17 protein-coding genes and 1 tRNA gene are annotated in these 19,126 nt (G+C 57.8%); 13 read left to right on the forward strand and 5 right to left on the reverse strand.

Annotation, left to right across the window (positions count from 1 at the left end; translation table 11 throughout):
- The first annotated feature begins 31 nt into the window (after window positions 1-31).
- From O2597_RS11380 to O2597_RS11425, 10 genes are all read left to right on the forward strand, one after another.
- Window positions 32-107 (forward strand) — tRNA-Trp (locus O2597_RS11380).
- Window positions 108-116: 9 nt separating this feature from the next.
- Window positions 117-320 carry a preprotein translocase subunit SecE gene (secE, locus tag O2597_RS11385; protein WP_269524897.1) on the forward strand — a complete coding sequence of 68 codons (204 nt, stop codon included), beginning with the start codon at window positions 117-119 and terminating at the stop codon, window positions 318-320.
- A 60-nt stretch (window positions 321-380) separates the two neighbouring features.
- Entirely contained in the window at window positions 381-959 is a 579-nt protein-coding gene (gene nusG / locus O2597_RS11390) for a transcription termination/antitermination protein NusG (RefSeq protein ID WP_269524900.1), read from the forward strand.
- A 6-nt stretch (window positions 960-965) separates the two neighbouring features.
- The gene (gene rplK / locus O2597_RS11395) at window positions 966-1,391 is read left to right on the forward strand and encodes a 50S ribosomal protein L11 (protein WP_269524902.1); all 426 of its coding nucleotides are present in this window, start codon (window positions 966-968) and stop codon (window positions 1,389-1,391) included.
- A gap of 28 nt (window positions 1,392-1,419) precedes the next feature.
- Window positions 1,420-2,124: a 50S ribosomal protein L1 gene (rplA, locus tag O2597_RS11400; protein WP_269524904.1), complete on the forward strand. Its 705-nt coding sequence runs from the start codon at window positions 1,420-1,422 to the stop codon at window positions 2,122-2,124.
- Between the two features lie 14 nt (window positions 2,125-2,138).
- Entirely contained in the window at window positions 2,139-2,660 is a 522-nt protein-coding gene (gene rplJ, locus O2597_RS11405; protein ID WP_269524906.1) for a 50S ribosomal protein L10, read from the forward strand.
- 141 nt (window positions 2,661-2,801) lie between these two features.
- Window positions 2,802-3,185: a 50S ribosomal protein L7/L12 gene (rplL, locus tag O2597_RS11410; protein ID WP_269524908.1), complete on the forward strand. Its 384-nt coding sequence runs from the start codon at window positions 2,802-2,804 to the stop codon at window positions 3,183-3,185.
- Window positions 3,186-3,357: 172 nt separating this feature from the next.
- Window positions 3,358-7,149 (forward strand): DNA-directed RNA polymerase subunit beta, encoded by a 3,792-nt coding sequence (gene rpoB, locus O2597_RS11415; RefSeq protein WP_269524910.1) that lies wholly within the window; start codon window positions 3,358-3,360, stop codon window positions 7,147-7,149.
- Between the two features lie 39 nt (window positions 7,150-7,188).
- Window positions 7,189-11,430 carry a DNA-directed RNA polymerase subunit beta' gene (gene rpoC, locus O2597_RS11420; protein ID WP_269524912.1) on the forward strand — a complete coding sequence of 1,414 codons (4,242 nt, stop codon included), beginning with the start codon at window positions 7,189-7,191 and terminating at the stop codon, window positions 11,428-11,430.
- 377 nt (window positions 11,431-11,807) lie between these two features.
- Window positions 11,808-12,854, forward strand: coding sequence for an outer membrane beta-barrel protein (locus O2597_RS11425; RefSeq protein WP_269524914.1), 1,047 nt, complete (start codon window positions 11,808-11,810; stop codon window positions 12,852-12,854).
- 424 nt (window positions 12,855-13,278) lie between these two features.
- Here the strand turns inward: O2597_RS11425 and O2597_RS11430 are convergent, their stop codons facing one another.
- The 5 genes from O2597_RS11430 to O2597_RS11450 all read right to left on the reverse strand — a co-directional run bounded on the left by O2597_RS11430 (window position 13,279) and on the right by O2597_RS11450 (window position 16,938).
- The gene (locus O2597_RS11430) at window positions 13,279-13,581 is read right to left on the reverse strand and encodes a HigA family addiction module antitoxin (protein WP_269524916.1); all 303 of its coding nucleotides are present in this window, start codon (window positions 13,579-13,581) and stop codon (window positions 13,279-13,281) included.
- Window positions 13,582-13,612: 31 nt separating this feature from the next.
- A complete protein-coding gene (locus tag O2597_RS11435) occupies window positions 13,613-13,891 on the reverse strand; it encodes a type II toxin-antitoxin system RelE/ParE family toxin (RefSeq protein ID WP_269524918.1) in 279 nt (92 codons plus the stop codon).
- A gap of 64 nt (window positions 13,892-13,955) precedes the next feature.
- On the reverse strand, window positions 13,956-15,278 hold the full coding sequence (locus O2597_RS11440) for an alkaline phosphatase D family protein (protein WP_269524920.1): 1,323 nt from the start codon (window positions 15,276-15,278) through the stop codon (window positions 13,956-13,958).
- Window positions 15,279-15,407: 129 nt separating this feature from the next.
- A complete protein-coding gene (locus O2597_RS11445) occupies window positions 15,408-16,229 on the reverse strand; it encodes a hypothetical protein (protein ID WP_269524922.1) in 822 nt (273 codons plus the stop codon).
- Window positions 16,230-16,254: 25 nt separating this feature from the next.
- Window positions 16,255-16,938 (reverse strand): hypothetical protein, encoded by a 684-nt coding sequence (locus O2597_RS11450; protein WP_269524924.1) that lies wholly within the window; start codon window positions 16,936-16,938, stop codon window positions 16,255-16,257.
- A gap of 176 nt (window positions 16,939-17,114) precedes the next feature.
- On the opposite strand from O2597_RS11450, the gene O2597_RS11455 reads away from it, so the two are divergent.
- The 3 genes from O2597_RS11455 to O2597_RS11465 are packed head-to-tail and all read left to right on the forward strand — an operon-like array spanning window position 17,115 to window position 19,125.
- Window positions 17,115-17,396, forward strand: coding sequence for an acylphosphatase (locus O2597_RS11455; protein WP_269524926.1), 282 nt, complete (start codon window positions 17,115-17,117; stop codon window positions 17,394-17,396).
- 5 nt (window positions 17,397-17,401) lie between these two features.
- The gene (locus O2597_RS11460; protein ID WP_269524928.1) at window positions 17,402-18,277 is read left to right on the forward strand and encodes an ABC transporter ATP-binding protein; all 876 of its coding nucleotides are present in this window, start codon (window positions 17,402-17,404) and stop codon (window positions 18,275-18,277) included.
- Window positions 18,274-19,125, forward strand: coding sequence for an ABC transporter permease (locus O2597_RS11465; protein ID WP_269524929.1), 852 nt, complete (start codon window positions 18,274-18,276; stop codon window positions 19,123-19,125). The genes O2597_RS11460 and O2597_RS11465 overlap by 4 nt, the downstream gene beginning before the upstream one ends.
- Window position 19,126 lies beyond the last annotated feature (1 nt).

A 19,126-nucleotide genomic window follows, 5' to 3' on the forward strand; every position in this document is an offset into this window, starting at 1 on the left:
TCTTAAACAGAATTTCACTTAATCTTTTCACAGGAGAGTAGTTCAATTGGTAGAGCAGCGGTCTCCAAAACCGCAAGTTGTGGGTTCGAGTCCCTCCTCTCCTGCCATTTTTTCACATGAAGAACCCGTTCAGCAGTATTCGTCTCTTCTACAAGGAGACGTTGACCGAACTCAAGAAGGCCTCCTGGCCGAGCAAGATCGAATTGCGTGATTCCACCGCCGTGGTGCTCATCGCAACCGCGATCCTTGGTTCCTTTATCGCGCTGACGGACTTCTCCTTGCTGAACGGAGTCGAACTCCTCACTACCTGGGTGCGCTGAGGCCTTTGATGCCGGCCCGTCGCTCCCATTGATACCTCATCGGTTTACGTTACACATCTAATGTCGAACTCAACCTCAGTTTCCGGTCCCAATTGGTATGCCGTCCAGACGCTCTCCAACCAGGAGCAGAAGGCTAAGAAGTACCTCGATAAGTTTATTGCTATCGAGGAGATGGAAGACTTTGTGTTCGAAGTATTGATGCCGACCGAAACCATCACCGAGGTCAAGAACGGCAAGAAAAGCACCAAGACCCGCAAGTTCTATCCGGGCTATGTCTTCGTCAAAATGCGCCTCTACGATGACGACGGAAAGCTCCTGCAGAAGCCTTGGTATTTCGTGCGTGAAGCACAAGGCGTCATTAACTTTGTCGGCGGCGACCGTCCGCACCCGTTGAAGAAGAACGAGATTGATCGTATTCTCAACCAGGTCGAGGAAGCCGAGGGTAAGGAAAAGCCGAAGATCGAATACGAAGTCGGCGAAATGGTAAAGGTCAACGACGGTCCGTTCATGAACCTCGTTGGCAAAATCGAGGAAATCGATCCCGATAAGGGCAAACTCAAGGTTTCCGTATCTATTTTCGGGCGTTATACGCCTGTTGAACTTGAATACTGGCAGGTCCAGAGAACTGAAGAAAGCTAATTAGCCATGTCTAAGAAAGTCGTAGGATTAATCCGTTTGCAATTGCCTGCTGGCGCAGCCAATCCGGCCCCCCCGGTGGGTCCAGCTTTGGGTGCCCAAGGTGTTAACATCATGGGCTTCTGTAAGGAGTTCAACGCCAAGACCAAGGATCAGGCGGGTCTCATTCTTCCGGTGGTCATCACCGTCTATGCCGACCGTTCCTTCAGCTTCATCTTGAAGTCCCCCCCCGCTGCCGTCCTTCTTAAGAAGGCCGCTGGCATCGCCAAGGGCTCCGGTGTGCCGAACCGCGACAAGGTCGGTAAGGTCACCCGCAAGCAAGTCTTGGAAATCGTTGAAACCAAGAAGAAGGACCTCAACGCAAAGGACGAGGACGCAGCCTTCAACATCATCGCCGGTACCGCCCGCTCCATGGGCCTCGAAATCGTCGATTAGGATTTTTCACCTAAACAAGGAGTCAACAATGCCAACCCAGCAAATCAAGGGAAGCAAACGCTACCGTAAGGCGGTCGAAATGGCCGATCTTACGAAGACCTACTCGGTCGCCGAAGCGTCTGCGCTACTGAACACACTGCCGAAGGCGAAGTTCGACGAGACCGTCGAGCTCTACGCCCACCTCACTGTCGATCCTCGAAAGAGCGATCAGATGGTCCGTGGCACGCTGCAGCTTCCGAACGGAAGCGGTAAGACCGTGCGCGTTATCGTCTTCACCGAGAATCCGGATGAAGCTACTGCCGCTGGTGCCAATGAAGCCGGCCTCGACGACCTGATTGAAAAGGTCGAAGGGGGTTGGACTGATTTCGACGTCGCCATCGCCACCACCAGCGCCATGAAGAGCGTCCGTAAGGTCGCCCGTGTGCTCGGTCCCCGTGGCTTGATGCCGAACCCGAAGTCCGGTACCGTGACCGACGACATTCCCGCTGCCATCAAGGAAGTGATGGGGGGCCGTGTCGAATTCAAGATGGATAAGACCGCCAACGTCGCCATCGTGATCGGCAAGCGTTCCTTCACCGCCGAGCAAATCACCGAGAATGCCGAAGCTGCCATCGACGCGCTGGTTAAGGCCCGTCCGCAAGCAACCACTGGTAAGTTCATCAAGAGCATGACTCTGAGTGCCACGATGAGCCCGGGCATTACCTTGGACGCCGCTGGTTACAACAAGAACTAAGGAGGACCACGAACATGAGACCCGAAAAGAAATATCTCGTCGACGAGGTCAGTCAGCACCTCGGCAAGTCCGATTATGTTTACCTCGCCAACTACGAGCGTATCACGGTGGAAGAAACCGCCGAGCTCCGCGCGTCCCTGGCCGAGCACGACGCTGAATTCCACGTCGTGAAGAACACCATCTTCAATGTTGCCGCCCAAGCCCGTGAATTCCCGGACGTGAGCGAGCACCTCAACGGTCCCACAGCCATCATCGTCGGCGGTAACAACCCCTCCGGTGTGGCCAAGGTCCTGGGTGAATTCTTCAAGAAGAAGGAAAAGGTCGACCTCAAGGTTGGCATCATGAACGACCGTGCCCTGAGCAAGGAAGAAATCGAAGTACTGGCCAAGCTGCCGGGGCTCGAAGTCCTTCGCGCTCAACTCCTCGGTTTGCTCACGCAACCGGGCACCAGCCTGGTCCGAGTCCTCAACGCCGTGCCGCAAAACGTCGTCAACGTTCTTCAAGCCAAGGTCCGCAAGGAAAACGGCGAAGGCTAATTCATTCATTCAATACTTTTACGCCGTCGCCTTTTGCCGGGCGGCGGCGTGAACTCAAAACAACCATATTAATCCGGTTAGGAGGGGATTTCCTCTTAAATGCCCCATCCGGGGCGCTAACCCATTGAAAGGTAAAACATCATGGCAGACATCACCAAAGAACAAGTCATCGAGTGGCTGAGCGCACAAACCGTGCTTGAAGTCGCTGACCTCGTCAAGGAACTCGAAGAGAAGTGGGGCGTCAGCGCCGCTGCTCCCGTTGCAGTTGCTGCTGCCGCCGGCCCCGCTGCCGCTGCAGAAGCTGCTGAAGAAAAAGACGAGTTCGACGTCATCCTGACTGAAACAGGTGGCAACAAGATCGCCGTCATTAAGGAAGTTCGCGCTATCACAGGTCTTGGCCTGAAGGAAGCGAAGGAACTGGTTGAAGGCGCTCCGAAGCCGGTCAAGGAAGGTGCCGCTAAGGACGAAGCAGAAGAGATCAAGAAGAAGCTCGAAGCTGCTGGCGCCAAGGCTGAACTCAAGTAATCCACTTCGATACTACGATCAAACTCCACAGTTTGCATTTTTAACACAGTTAGGTGAGTCCCGGTCGATGACCGGCCGGGACTTCGCCTAGCTGTTTTTGTCTTTCCGCCGTTTTACGGCACCCAGATTTTCTCATACTTCTCCATCCACATCGCCCTCCAGGACACCCGTTATGTCAAAGCGTAAAAACTTCGGTCAACTCAAGGAAGTCATCCAGCCACCCAATCTGATTGAGAATCAGATCAACTCCTTCAAGGAGTTTCTCCAAATGGAGATGTCTCCGAGCCAGCGCGATCCGCTTGGTTTGGAAGCCGTCTTTTCCGAAGTTTTCCCGATCGAAAGCTATGACAGCCGCTGCCATCTCGAGTATGTCAGCTATAACGTGACGCCGCCGAAGGAAACCGAGATCGAGGCGATCCGTGAAGGGGTGACCTATTCCGTCTCCCTCTACGTCAAGCTTCGCCTGCGCGAGGAAGACCACATCAAGGATGAGGAGATCTACATGGGCGAGCTGCCCATGATCACCGAGCGCGGCTCTTTCATTATCAATGGCGCGGAACGCGTCATCGTCAGCCAGCTCCACCGTTCTCCCGGTATCGCATTTGAAGAAAGCGTCCACACCAGCGGCAAGGTCCTGCATGCCTTCCGTATCATTCCGGACCGCGGTACCTGGCTCGAAGTCCAGTTCGACCAGAACGACCTGCTTTACGTCTATCTCGACCGCCGTCGCCGTCGCCGCAAGTTCCTGCTCACCACGCTCCTGCGTGCCATGGGCTACAGCTCCGACGCCGACATCCTCAACCTTTTCTACGAGCTCGAGGAAATCAGCGTGGAGGAAGCGCTCAAGCGCGACTCCGTGTCCAATCTTGTCCTCACCGAGGACATCGTCGACGCCGACAAGGGGGTCGTCCTGGCCCGTGCCTTCGAGCCGCTGACCAAGACCATCGTCCGTTCCTTCGAGAAGGCCGGTCTGCAAAAGGTCGTCGCGATCGACACCACGATCGACGATGGTGCCATCATCCGCTGCTTGAAGAAGGACCCGACTCAAAACGAGGAGGAAGCCCTCAAGGATATCTACAAGCGCCTGCGTCCCGGCGAGCCCCCCACAACGGCCAATGCCAAGGCGCTCCTCAAGCGTCTCTTCCAGGATCCGCGCCGTTACGACCTCGGCCGCGTTGGTCGCTACAAGCTCAACCAGAAGCTGCACATGGATACGGACCTCGATTTCCGTATCATCAATGCGCAGGACGTGGTTGAAGCCACCAAGTACCTGACCCGCCTCAAGCGTGGTGACGGTACGCTGGACGATATCGACCACTTGGGCAGCCGTCGTGTCCGTACCGTCGGCGAATTGTTGGCCAACCAGTGCCGCGTCGGCCTGGCCCGCACCGAGCGTTTGGTCAAGGAGCGCATGACCCTTTACGATCAAAGCGTCGATTCGATCACTCCGCAGAAGCTGATCAACCCGAAGGCCCTGAGCACGGTGATTCGTGACTTCTTTGCCCGGAGCCAGCTTTCACAGTTCATGGACCAGATCAACCCGCTGGCCGAGCTGACCCACAAGCGTCGTCTGTCCGCTCTGGGGCCCGGTGGTTTGAACCGTGAACGTGCCGGTTTCGAAGTGCGTGACGTGCACCCGTCCCACTACGGTCGTATCTGCCCGATTGAAACACCGGAAGGTCCGAACATCGGTCTGATCAACTCGCTTTCCCTGTACTCGCGCATTAATGAGTTCGGCTTCATCGAAACGCCTTACCGCAAGGTGATCGATGGCAAGGTCCTCGATGAGGTGGAATACCTCAACGCCGACCAGGAAGAGCCGTTCATGATCGCTCAGGCCAATTCCGAGCTGGACGAGAACAGCATGCTCGTCGGTCGCGTGACCTGCCGGAACCAGGATGAGGTGCTTGAATTGACACCCGACCAGGTCGACTACATGGACGTGTCGCCGAAGCAGCTGGTTTCGGTTGCTGCCGGTCTGATCCCCTTCCTCGAGCACGACGACGCCAACCGTGCGCTCATGGGCTCGAACATGCAACGTCAAGGTGTGCCGCTCCTTCAGTCCGAAGCTCCTTTCGTGGGTACCGGTATCGAAGGTCGCGTCGCCATCGACTCCAAGACTGTCGAGGTCGCGGATATCGATGGTATTATCGCCTCGGTGGATTCCCGCCGTATCATCCTGACAAAGGACGGCACCCTTCCGGCCCGTACCAAGGATCTGAAGACCGATGCGAAGAAAGACATTTACGTCTACAACCTGCGCAAGTTCATGCGCTCCAATGCCGGTACCTGCTTCAACCAGAAGCCGATCGTCAATCGCGGTCAGCCGGTCAAGGCGGGCGATGTCCTGGCGGACGGTGCTTCCACCGACGAGGGCGAACTTGCGATCGGCCGTAACATCCTCGTGGCCTTCATGCCCTGGAATGGTTACAACTTCGAAGACGCGATCCTGATCTCCGAGAAGATCGTCAAGGAGGACATCTTTACTTCCATCCACGTCGACGAGTTCGAAGTCACTGCACGCGACACCAAGCTCGGACCGGAAGAAATTACCCGTGACATTCCGAATGTTGGTGAAGAGGCCCTCAAGGACCTCAACCACGACGGTGTCATCCGCGTCGGAGCCGAAGTCAAGCCGGGCGATATCCTCGTCGGTAAGATCACGCCGAAGTCCGAAACCGAACTCGCTCCGGAAGAAAAGCTGCTCCGCGCGATCTTCGGTGAGAAGGCTGCCGATGTGAAGGATACCTCGCTGGTCGTTCCGTCCGGTGTCCATGGTATCGTGATGGACGTCAAGGTCTCCGCCCGCGTCGATGGCGAACCGGAGCAACTCTCCGCTTCCGACCGTCGCCGCCAGATCAAGAAGATCAACGAAGAGTACCGCTCCCAGAGCGACAAGCTTCGTGAAGACCTGACTGAGGCGCTGTCCAACATCCTCCTCGGTGAAAAGATTCCGCTCGACGTCAAGAACGGCGAGACCGACGAAGTGATCATCCCGGCAAACCGCAAGATCACCAAGACCCTGCTGCGCCGCCTGGCTGCCGTCTCCAAGCACATCGAGATCGATCCGTCCCCGGTGAAGATCAAGATCATGGAGATCGTCAACAACTACCAGAGCAAGTTCGACGAGCTCGACTATGACCGCGAGCGCAAGATCGAAAGCATCGAGTCCGGTGAAGACGCCGATCAGGGCGTGGTCAAGAGCGTGAAGGTGTACATCGCCAAGAAGCGCAAGATGCAAGTCGGTGACAAGATGGCCGGCCGCCACGGTAATAAGGGTGTGGTCGCCAAGATCGTTCCGGAGGAAGACATGCCTTACCTTCCGGATGGTACGCCGGTTGAAATCTGCTTGAATCCGCTGGGTGTGCCTTCGCGGATGAACGTGGGACAGGTTTTGGAAACCCACCTCGGTTGGGCCTGTAAGAAGCTCGGTATCACTGTGGCCACTCCGGTCTTCGACGGTATTCCCGAACAGCGCGTTCGTGGCTACCTCGACGAAGCCGGGCTGCCCACCACTGGTAAGAGCATCCTCTACGACGGTCGTTCCGGTGAGAAGCTTCACCAGGAAGTCGTGGTCGGCTACATGTACATGCTGAAGCTGAACCACCTTGTCGCCTCCAAGATCCACGCCCGTGCGGTCGGTCCTTACAGCCTCATCACCCAGCAGCCGCTTGGTGGTAAGGCCCAGTACGGTGGCCAGCGCTTCGGTGAGATGGAGGTGTGGGCACTGGAAGCTTACGGTGCCGCCTACACCCTACAGGAGTTGCTTACGGTCAAGTCTGACGACGTGGCCGGCCGGACCCGTATTTACGAGTCCCTGGTTAAGGGCGATAACAGTCTGCAAGCGGGAACGCCTCAGTCGTTCAACGTTTTGATGAAGGAAATTCAGAGCCTCTGCCTCGATGTTCGTCTGGGCAACGAAGGCAAGTTCGACGTCGCTGCCGCCTCGGCCATCGACGTTTAATCCTCACACGAACGAAATTTCTAAAAAAGGTTTAAGTAAATGAGCACTGAAGTAGCACGCGACGTCCTCGGCTATGAAGCCACCAAGTCGTTCGACCGGGTCAGCATCACTGTCGCTTCTCCCGAAGCCATTCGCGAATGGTCCCGCGGCGAGGTGAAGAATCCGGAGACGATCAACTACCGCACCTTCAAGCCCGAGCCGGGCGGTTTGTTCTGCCAACGCATCTTTGGTCCCGTCCGGGACTACGAGTGCGCTTGCGGCAAGTACAAGCGTATCAAGTACAAGGGTGTGATCTGTGACCGCTGCGGCGTCGAGGTGACCGTCTCCCGCGTCCGCCGCGACCGTATGGGCCACATCGAACTGGCCGTGCCGGTTTCCCACATCTGGTTCCTCAAGAGCATGCCGAGCCGCCTCGGCCTCCTCCTCGACATTACCGCCCGTAACCTCGAGCGCGTCATCTACTACGAGAACTACCTGGTCATCGATCCGGGCAAGACTCCGCTGGAAGAACGCCAGCTCCTGACCGAGCAGGAATACCTGCAGGCCCAGGACGAGTACGGTGAAGACTCTTTCGTTGCCCGCATGGGGGCCGAAGCGGTCCGCGACGCACTCGCCCGTGTCGATCTCGAAGGCACCGTGTCCGAGCTGCAGGAGCAGATGCACGCCACGCGTTCGAAGCAGATCAAGAAGAAGATCTCCAAGCGCCTCAAGACCATCCAGGGCTTCATCAATTCCGGCAGCCGTCCGGAGTGGATGGTGCTGGAAGTCCTTCCCGTCATCCCGCCGGACCTTCGTCCGCTGGTGCCGCTTGAAGGGGGCCGCTTCGCGACTTCCGACCTGAACGACCTCTACCGTCGTGTCATCAACCGGAACAACCGTCTGAAGAACCTGCTTCAACTCAAGACTCCGGACGTCATTATCCATAATGAAAAGCGCATGCTTCAGGAAGCTGTCGACGCGCTCTTCGACAATGGCCGTCATGGCCGCGCCGTTACCGGTGCCGGCAATCGTCCGCTCAAGTCCCTTTCCGATATGCTTAAGGGCAAGCAGGGCCGCTTCCGTCAGAACCTTCTCGGTAAGCGTGTCGACTATTCCGGCCGTTCTGTCATCGTTTCCGGTCCCGAGCTCAAGCTCAACCAGTGCGGTCTGCCTAAGAAGATGGCACTCGTCCTCTTCGAACCCTTCATCATTCGCCGCCTCAAGGAACTGGGCTTCGTCCACACCGTTCGTGGTGCGCGTAAGATGATCGAGAAGCAATCCCCTGAAGTTTGGGATATTCTTGAAGAAGTGACCAAGGGCCACCCTGTGCTCCTCAACCGTGCGCCGACCCTTCACCGTCTTTCCATCCAGGCCTTCGAGCCGGTCCTGATCGAAGGGGACGCCATCCGCGTTCACCCGCTCGTTTGTACCGCGTACAACGCCGACTTCGACGGCGACCAAATGGCCGTGCACGTCCCGCTTTCCCTTGAAGCGGTGATGGAAGCGAAGACCCTGATGATGGCGATCCACAACATCTTCTCGCCGTCTTCCGGTAAGCCGATTCTGACGCCGTCGCAGGACATCGTTCTCGGTTCTTACTTCCTCACGCTCGAGCCGCGTGTTCAGCCGGACAAGGACAAGCGTCTGCCCATGCTGATCGACGCGGATGAAGTTGATACCGCTGTGGCCGACGGCGCAATCGACGTCCACGACTGGATCAACTACATCAATCCGGACTACCAAAAGGAAGGCACCGTCTTTGGTAACTCCGAGAAGAAGGTGATCCGCACTACTGTGGGCCGCGTGATCTTCAACACAATCTGGCCGGACGAGCTGGGCTTCATCAACTTCCCTGTGCCGAAGGGCAAGCTGGGTGATATCATTCTCCAGACCTACAAGACCGTGGGTAAGCCGCGCACGGTGGAGACCCTGGACCGCCTGAAGGAAACCGGATTCAAGATCGCAACCCGTGCCGGTGTGTCCATCGGTATCGACGACATGATCATCCCGGGCAGCAAGCCGGAGATCGTGAAGAACGCCCGTAAGAAGATCGACGATGTCGAGAGCCAATACAAGAAGGGGATCATCACCGAAGGCGAGCGTTACAATAAGATCATCGACATCTGGACCGGTACGACCGACGAAATCGCCAAGGCCGTGTTCGAGGAACTCAAGGCCAACGGCGGCAAGCCGAACGTGAATCCGGTTTACCTGATGATGGACTCCGGTGCTCGTGGTAACAAGCAGCAGGTCCGCCAGCTTTGCGGCACCCGTGGCTTGATGGCCAAGCCCTCCGGTGAAATTATCGAACGTCCGATTCTTTCCTCCTTCCGTGAAGGTCTTTCCGTTCTCGAGTACTTCATCTCCACTCACGGTGCCCGTAAGGGTCTGGCCGATACCGCGCTCAAGACCGCGGACGCCGGTTACCTGACCCGTAAGCTCTGTGACGTGGCCATGGACTGCATCATCGAGACTTACGACGACGGCAACCGTGACGGTGTCTGGAAGCATGCGATTTACGAAGGTGACGACGAAATCGTCAGCCTCTATGACCGTATCGTCGGCCGTTGCTCTTCCAATGATATTAAGAACCCGCTCAATCCGGACGAACTGATCGTCAAGGGAGGCGAGCTGATTACTGAGGAAGCGGCCAAGAAGATCGAAGAAGTCGGTGTCGAGCGCGTTAAGGTGCTCTCCGCTCTGACCACCCGCCGCAAGGTTGGTATCGCCGCCCTGGAATACGGTATCAATCCGGCTACCAGCGCGATGGTCGAGCGTGGTGCTTCCGTTGGTATTATCGCCGCCCAGTCGATTGGTGAGCCCGGTACCCAGTTGACCATGCGTACCTTCCACATCGGTGGTATCGCCTCCGGTGTCCTGAAGAATCCGGAAATCAAGGTTCGTCACGGTGGTCGCGTCAAATACAAGGGCCTGCGCATCGTGCAGACAGCTGACGGCGCCAACATCGTTCTGAACAAGACCGGTTCCGTGCTGATCCTCGACGCCGATGATCGCGAAGTTGAAAACTACAAGATCGTGGTCGGTTCCGTGCTGACGGTGGCTGACGGTGGCAGCATCAGCAAGGGCGAGATCCTTGCCATGTGGGACCCGCATAACATTCCGATTCTCTCCGAGAAGGCCGGTCGTATCGGCTTCAGCGACATGATCCCGGGCGTGACCGTCAAGCGCGAGCTCGACGAATCCACCGGCCGTATCGCCACGGTCGTGATCGAGCACAAGGAAGACCTCAACCCGCAGGTCGAAATCCACGACGAAACCGACAAGATCATCGCCACTTACGCGATTCCGACCGGTGCCCAGGTGGCCGTCAACGAGGACGACGAAATTGCTCCGGGTACTATGTTGGCCAAGACTCCGCGTCAGGCCTCCAAGACCCAGGACATTACCGGTGGTCTTCCCCGTGTGGCCGAGCTCTTCGAAGCCCGCCGTCCGAAGGAAGCCGCTGAAATGGCCAAGATCGACGGTGTCGTTTCGCTCGACGGCACGGTTCGCGGTAAGAAGAAGCTTCTCGTGACCGATCCGGACACCGGCGAGGAAGAGGCACACCTCATCCCGCACGGCAAGCACCTCACCGTACAAGTGGGCGACCTCGTCCACAAGGGCCAGCACCTCACTGAAGGTGGCGCTGATCCGCACGAGCTGCTTGATATCCTTGGCCGCGACAAGGTCTGTGATTACCTCATCGAGGAAATTCAGAAGGTCTATCGTCTGCAGGGTGTGACCATTAACGATAAGCACATCGAGGTCATCATCGCCCAAATGCTCAAGAAGGTCCGTATCACCGATCCGGGTGACTCCGAGTTCTTCTGGGGTGAGCAGGTCGACCGCTTCGAGTTCATGAAGGCCAACGACGAGATCGAGGAAGCCGGTGGTAAGCCTGCCGAAGGCGAGCCTGTCCTCCTCGGTATCACCAAGGCCTCCATCGAAACCGAGTCCTTCATCTCCGCCGCTTCCTTCCAGGAAACCACCCGCGTGCTGACCGATGCGTCCACGCTGGGCAAGGTCGACGACCTCAAGGGCTTCAAGGAAAACGTCATTATGGGCCACCTGATCCCCGCTGGTACCGGTCTTCCGGCCTACCGCAAGCTTCGTATCGACACCCTTGGTGCCGAACTCGAGCGCCTCAGCCCGGAAGAAGCCGCCAAGCGTGTGGAAGGTGTCGCCATGCCGACCCCGGATCCGCTCGGTGAGAGCGCCGCGCCTGAAGAGCAGCTCGTGGCCGATGCCGGTGAGGATCTCGAAGGCGGTGACGACGATTCTTCCGAGGAAGAAGCCGGTTAAGCCGACAAGCTAAGTTTCTGACAAAAGCCCGTCTCCCCGAGACGGGCTTTTTTGTGTCCTGGGGGAGCCATGACCCCGGCCATGACCTATTTCCCGTCATGCAGCGGATCGCGGTGAGTCTGCTCTGATTCCAATTGGAACGTTGAAGGCATCGCGAAACACTCCGTTTGCCCGCCGTAGCTGTTCCCCTTTACGCAGGAAAGGTATATTCAGACTGCCTCTTTAGTAACTGTTTCTAAATGCATGACTTTCTTCGTGGATCGGAGTCTTTGCGCTTGCTCGGTAACGGGAGGATAGGCTTAGGCTAACCCCGCCTTGTAGTTGATTGACGACTACCGGGCACACAACAAACAACAAACAGCTATTCATTACAGAGTATGAAAAACAAGATTGTATTCGCGTCCGCATTGCTGGGCGCTGCAAGCTTTGCCACCGCTGAAATCGTGGTCAACGACGTGCTCTCCTTCGAGGGCTTTGTCGATATGTCCTACAGTCATGCGGATGCCGACTTGAAGGCATACGGTGAAGAATCGGATAACAGCTTCGCGATTGATCAGGTTGAAATTTCATGGCTCTTCAACTTCGAGCCCGTCACCGCGCGTGTCGATCTCCAGTATGAGGAAGCCGGCAGTGAAATGACTGTCGATCAGGCCTTCGTCGTTTACGACCTGGGCAATGGCCTCGCTGTTTCGGCTGGCCGGATTGATTCCATGCTCGGCTTCGAAGCCTTTGAGCCGACCGGTTTGTACCAGTACTCCTTCGCCTATGCGCTGCCTGTCAGTATTCCGACCTATGGTGACAACCTGGCTGATGCCAGCCTTCTGCCGGGAACGAACCATGCCGTGCGCCTGACCTACGGAAACGACCTGGTCCTCCTTGCCGCTTCGCTGCAGGACGGTGTCTACAACGGTGACAACCGCCTCGGCGGTTCCGGTGAAGATTCGAACTGCGGTGTCGAACTGGCTGCTTCCTTCAACCTGGGGAACGGTCTGACCTACTTCATCGGCGGTGCCTACGAAGATGTGGACGCCAGCGACTCGGACTCCTGGATCGTCAATTCCTATCTTGCCTATGAGACAGGCGCCTGGGTCTTCGCCCTTGAACTGAACTACGGCGAATCCGACGACGATATCTATGGCATCGATTCCGGCGAAGTGGACCACTTCAGCGGGCTGGTCATGGCGAACTTCGCATACTCGGAGCAGGGCGCCGTCACCGGTCGCCTGAGCTACGTTGACGTGGATTCCTTCTACGCAAACTTCCACTTCTACAAGGCCAGCCTGGCGCACAACTGGGCGTTTACCGACAACCTGCTGCTGGTCGCCGAGCTTAGCTACGTCGACGGGAACTACCACGATGTGGATATGTATCCCTACGACTTCAAGGAACTCTCCGCTGCACTCGAGCTGCTCTTCAGCTTCTAGTCACGGTTGACCCTTTTCTTCGAGGCCCTTTCCGCCCAACGGTGGAAAGGGCTTTTTTGTGCGCTCTTCATCTTTGAAAAGCGGAAATACGGGTAGGGGCGGCTGTCCCCACCGCTGTCTGGCGGAACCTTGTTCGAAGAGTGGGTATGCTCTTTTCATAAGCTACCGCTACGTTACCTATCGCATGCACTCGGTTGCCGCTTTTTGAGGCACAACGCTCGTATGAGCCGATTAGTGTCAGTGTCCGACTCATGTTGTGTAAGGGACAGCAGGCGGACTGGCCTCATTTTTGTTTCGATCTGAACTGGATCGAAGGGGACCTGCTTGTGTTTGCCGACAAGGCGGGGCGTAGCGCTCGCTATGAACTCAATCTCGGATGAGGCCTTTGTGTGGCTTTCGCGAATTTGGGGAACAGGTCGCCGGTTCAGTCTTCGCCGGCGAGAAGTGATTCCGCCGTTTGCACGTATCGGGTGATCTTGGGGGCGTCTTTGCGCAGGGCGCGAAAGTCGCACTCGACCTGTATGCCATGCCAGAAGGTTGCGGACTGGCCGAAGAACGCGCCGAAACGAATCGACATCTGCGGGGTGATCGAGCGCTTCCCGTGCACGATTTCATTGATGGCACGTGGTGCGACGCCGATGGCGCGGGCCATGGCATTTTGCGAGATACCCATTGGCTGGAGATACTCCTCCAAGAGGATTTCACCGGGTGTGATGGGTGGATTCATGCCTATAACGTATAACGTCATAGGGGTATTGTCAATGGTAGTCGCAGATCTGGACCTCTTCGGGGCCTTGTTCTGTCCAACGAAAGACAATACGCCACTGTTGGTTGATGCGGATTGAGTGGTAGCCGCTCAACGCCCCCTTTAAGGCTTCGAGTCGGTTACCGGGTGGTACTTTCAAATCCTCGAGGGCGCTTGCGCGGTTCATCTGGATGAGTTTTCGCAGCGCGACTCGGCTAATCGCATCAAAACGCCGGTTCTTCTCCGTCTGGAAGAGTTGCTCGGTCTCGGCGTCCTTGAATGATTGAATCATTCGGATTATCTTAATGTCCGAAAGGATTCCCCGATGTGCTCGGCCTTTTGGAGCGGCTCCGAACCTACAGCTTGGCCGGTTGTAGTTGGCTGGCTTCGATCGTGCGGTTCCAGAGCTCGGTGCCTTCCATGCTGTAGACCCGGATGGTCAGCGCGCGGCTCTCTTCCGGCCCGGTAAATTCAAGCATGGCAAAATGGCGCTCGAAGGTGCTGCTGCCCGGCATGCGGAAGTAGTTCAGCTCGTCCTCATTGCTCTTCGGATTGGCTGTGATTGGCCCGAGCGTGAGGTCGTAGAGGTTGTAGCTGTTGGCATGAACCAGGCGGGTCAGCTCCCCGTAGTATTTGCCGCCGCTGAGGAAGAAGAGCCCGCCGATCCGTTCGTCGCGCAGCATCTGCAGGAGTTGGGTCTGCTCGCGTTCGGCAAAACTGAGGTTGCCGGGATTCTTGGCCGGGTTCAGGACCGGTGTGCCGGCGATGATGACCTTGAAGGTGGCGGTGCTGCGCAGCAACTCGTTGCGCAGCCATTCGATTTGCGCGTTGCCCAGTATGCTCGGCAGCTCGTTGGAACCGGGACGCACGTCGCGGAAGCTTTGGCTGTCCAGCAGGAAGAATTCGACATCCGATCGGCGGAAGCTTGTGCACAGGCCGTCCAGGCCGGGGGCTTGGGCCGGCTGTGGCCAGAAGGCCCGGAAGCTGTCCTCGGCGATGCCGCGATAGCTGTAGTAGCGGCCTGCGTCACCCGCTCCGTAGTCGGCGCTGCCCCAGGTGGCGTATTGCGGGACGGAGGCGAGCAGGGACTGCAGCTCGGGAACCGCACGTGCCGTGGTGAATCGTTTCAGGTAGCCGCTTCGGCTGTTCCAGTCGCTCGGGCGCAGATGGGCCGTGTTGCCCACCCAAAGCATGAGGTCCGGTTGTTGGTCCTGGATTGTGCTGAAAATGCCGTAGCCGCCCCCCAGAATACGGTAGGGCGGTTCAAATCCGTCCTGCATGACGTAGTGGGCCCCGCCGACCGCGACGCGCAGGTCGGGCGCCGGGGTGCGCTCATGGTAGAACTCCGGGGTCTTGAAATGGGCGCTCGGGCCGGCTAGCTCGCCGTCGACTTCCACCTGGTAACTGTACTGCTTGCCCGGTTCCACCTGGTCCAGCGTGAGGCAGGCGGTGTGCCCCAGTGCGTCATCGGTCTTCAGCTTCGCGCTCCAGTAGCGGGTGCCGGGTGCTTCCGTGTCGCTGTAGGTCACCCGGATTTCGGACGGTCCCTCTGTTTGGACCCAGACCTGGGCTTCACGCAGGTCGACGTTGGTCAGCATCGGGCCGTTGACCAGGGCTGCTGTCAGGGTTTGCAGGGCACTGAGGCCGACAAGGAAGGTGGTAAAGATTCGACGGGGCATTCTTGAAAAGCTTTTTGTAGAACAGTCATTGCACCCAGCCTTGACGTCGGGTCAAGCGCGACTTGGCATTCCTTGCCCGCTCACAGCGCTAATTTTGCCGATTCGGGCGGCGCGGGCGTCCGGTTCCGGTTAGGAAACCTTGATCTTCGCGTGGCGCGAGAAATGGACGGTATTGACCATCCGGTCGACCAGGGGCGGGCGCTGCATCGGGATCTGGCAGCAGGATTGCAGGATCGCGGCCAGTAGCTGCTCGCGCTCTTCCTGGCTGGGCAGGTAGCGGTGGCGCACTTCGACCAGCGCGGGGCGCAGTTCGAGCCACTGTGCCTTGATCTCCAGCACCCGCGGGTAGGGCTTGATCCGCTCGTGCAGGGCCTTGTTGGCCCGCAGGTTGGTGCATTGCTCAAAGGCCACACTGACCGCTTCCAGGCATTCCCGCTCTTCCCGGCTCAGGGAGGCCCAGCTCACCCCGCAGAGTTCGCAACGGGCTTCCGAAAGCATGCGGTGCAGGGCCGGAGGACGTACACGCATGATCAGGGTGACCCAGCGCTCCGACCAGTTTTCAAATTCGTGGGTCAGGTAGGCGAAACGGGCATGCGGTTCCAGCAGGCGCAGCTTCGTGACCAGCGGCTCCGAGGAGGCGAGGGGCCCGCGTTCCGCGCAGTTGTCGATCTGGGCCCGTCCCAGCATGTACTCGAAGTCCGACAGCCGTTCCGCGTAGCGCAGGTGCTGCCAGAGGCCGGCAAAGAGTTGCTCGGTGCGGGCCAGACGATTTTCCACCGGTTCCGGAAGTGTGCTGCCGTAGAAGGTCAGCGCGAGGTCCAGGTAGTGGTTGACCAGTCCCAGGTATTGCTCCTGGTCTTCCAGCTTGGCGGCCTTGAGGTGGGCGCGGGCGGCTTTGCGTTCCGGTGTGGAACGGAGCAGCCGGTCGTATAAACGGCGTATAAACCCCATGTCGTCGTGTGCTTGTAGGTGTGTGCTACTCTTCGCTGTCGTTGGGACGACGCTGGCATTCCGACCGGCAATCGCCCATCACCCGGATCCATAGCTCCCGTAGATCGAAGACCCGGATGCGGATCTCATGGCGGAAGGCTTCCAGGAATTCCGTGTTCGGATGTGTCAGCTTGTTGAGTAGGCCTAAAGTTTCGTTGATGGCACTGAGGCTGTTCTTCAGATGGCAGATCGCCAGGCCGAAGTCGCCCAGATCGATGGCTTGAATGGAAAGCAGGACGTTGATTTCGCCCTGGTGTAAACTCTTGGCGTATTTCCAGCAGACTTGCGGGGACATACGGCTTTGGCTGTGGACCATGAAGTGTTCCCAGCTCTGGTGTAAGTAGCGGTAAAGTGCGCGCGAGACCACGAATACGGGGTGGCGGTGCAGGGTGTAGGGCGCGCTTTCGCCGTCCGGTTGCTCCATCTCTTCCGTCTCCACGATGCTGAAATCTTCCGTCATCGCGATGTCATCCGTGTCCCAGCCCATCAGCACCGCGACCTCGTCGAGGTGGTTCGGTTTATCCTTCAGGCTGTTGTAGATGGACAGGAAACGAGCTGTGTCCCGGTCAGAATTTTTTAGGTAGTTCCGCCACTGTGACTCGCTCCAATTCGGCTCGCTGGAGTAGTCTTCCCAGTCGCCCTCTGATGGGTCAAAATTTGAATCGCTCATAAGCTGCGGAGAGTTCCGACGATCACAGAACTTGGATTTTCAGGTTAAAAAATCAACACCGTTTTCGAGCAGATTGTGATTTGCTTTGCCAAGGCGAATCGACAAGTGTGTGTTGCATCGCATGTGAGGCACGAACTGTGCCGAAATTTCCTTCCGGGCTAAAATTTTCAAAGTGCATGAGTGACAAAGTTTTCCGTATGAATTGCTGGTTTGAGGGCCACGTTCAGGGAGTGGGGTTCCGCTATCAGACCACGGCTGTCGCCCGTGGTTTCGAGGTTTGCGGAACCGTGCGCAACCTGATCGACGGGCGTGTCCACCTCTATGCGGAAGGTGCCGAATCCGAGGTGCGGGGCTTTCAGGAAGCGGTCGCCGACGAGCTCGAGACCTACATCCGCAAGGCCGAGATCACCACGGATTCCGGTCCCCGGACCTGCGAAGGATTTCGCATCGTTCTCTAGCAGCCATGGATACAGCGGCAATTAGCATCAAGGGGCTGACCAAGGATTTCGCGGTGGGAATCCGGGGCAAAAAGCTGCGTGCGGTCGATAATTTGACCCTCGAAGTCGGCCATAACCAGATTTTCGGGCTCCTGGGGCCTAATGGTTGCGGGAAAAGCACGACCATTAAGATCATTCTCGGCCTGCTTGCGGCCTCCACCGGCGAGTGCCGAATCTACGGCAAACCCAGCCATCTCGTGCAGGCCCGCAACAGTGTCGGTTTCCTGCCGGAGGCGCCTTATTTTTACCGCTACCTGTCCGGACAGGAGCTGGTGCGCTTTTACGCCCGGGTCTGCGGCGTGCCGCGGGCCGAAATTGACACCCGGGTCAAGGATGTGGTGGAGCTGGTGGGTATGTCTGAGGCGGCCCACCGCCGGGTGGGCACCTATTCCAAGGGCATGCTGCAGCGTATCGGTCTCGCCCAAGCCCTCGTCCATGACCCCCAACTGGTCATCCTCGACGAGCCTACCGCCGGGGTCGACCCACTCGGTTCCGCAGCCATCGCCGATATCATCCGCGAACTCAAGCAGCGCGGCAAAACCATCCTGCTTTCGTCCCATCTCCTGGCTCAGATCGAGGGGCTCTGTGACCGTGTGGCCATCATGCACCGGGGCCAGCTTATCCGCGAGGGCCGCATGGAGGACCTCACCGCCGAGGCCAATGCCGATTCCCTCGTCGTCGAGGGGCTTTCCGAGGCCGGTCGCGCGGCCGTCGAAAAGGCCATCGCCGAGCAAGGCGGACGCTTGCGCCGGGTCGAGCAGCCTCGCTTGAGCCTCGATGCGCTCTTCCTCAACGAGGTCAAGGGGCGCGACAGCGACAAGCAGAAGGGAGGTCAACAATGAGTACTGCATTCGGTTCGTTTCACCGTATTCGCCTAATTGCCGGGAATACCTTCCTTGAGGCGGTGCGGCAGAAGTTCTTTAACTCCCTGCTCCTGCTCGCGGTCGGCCTCATCGCCAGTGCACAGTTCTTCCAGCAGTTCGATTTTGGCACCAATGAGCTCAAGTTCATCGTCGATTTCGGCTTCGGGGCGCTCTTCTTCTTCGGCTCCATTCTCGCGATTGCCGCCACCGCCCAGCTCTTCTTCAGCGAAATCGAGAACCGGACCGCACTCACCATGTTGGCCAAACCGGTCTACAAGCTCGAGTTCCTCGCCGGCAAGTTTCTCGGGGCCCAGATCCTCATGCTCGTCTTTACCTTCGTCCTCTGTGGCGTCCTTGCCGGTATCCTCTACTGGCGCGAGGCCCAGATCGTCGGTGACTTGCTCGCCCGGGGCGAAACCCTCCCTCCGGATGGTCTCGTGCTCTACCGGGATATCTTTGTCTTCGGTTTCCTGCAGTGGATGAAATTCGGTGTCCTTGCCGCTATCACGCTCTTTATCGCCAGCTTTTCCAATACGAACCTCTACACGGTCATCGTGTCCTTCGTCGTCCTCATCATTTGCCAGCTCCAGTACATCGCTCGGGATGCCTATGCCGATATGCAGGCCGGCCTAGGGCGCTTGCTCGTGCAGCTGCTCGGCCTGCTCTTCCCCAACTTCCAGCTCTTTAATGTGGGTGACCAAATGGTCTTTCATGTCGCCGATCCACTTCCGGGGGCCGTCGCGCTGAGGATTGCCGCTTACGGACTGGTTTACATCCTCGCCTTTATCCTGCTCGCCCAGCTGAACTTCAGGCGCCGGGAAATCTAGC

Source organism: Coraliomargarita parva, from assembly GCF_027257905.1.
Taxonomy (GTDB): domain Bacteria; phylum Verrucomicrobiota; class Verrucomicrobiia; order Opitutales; family Coraliomargaritaceae; genus Coraliomargarita_A; species Coraliomargarita_A parva.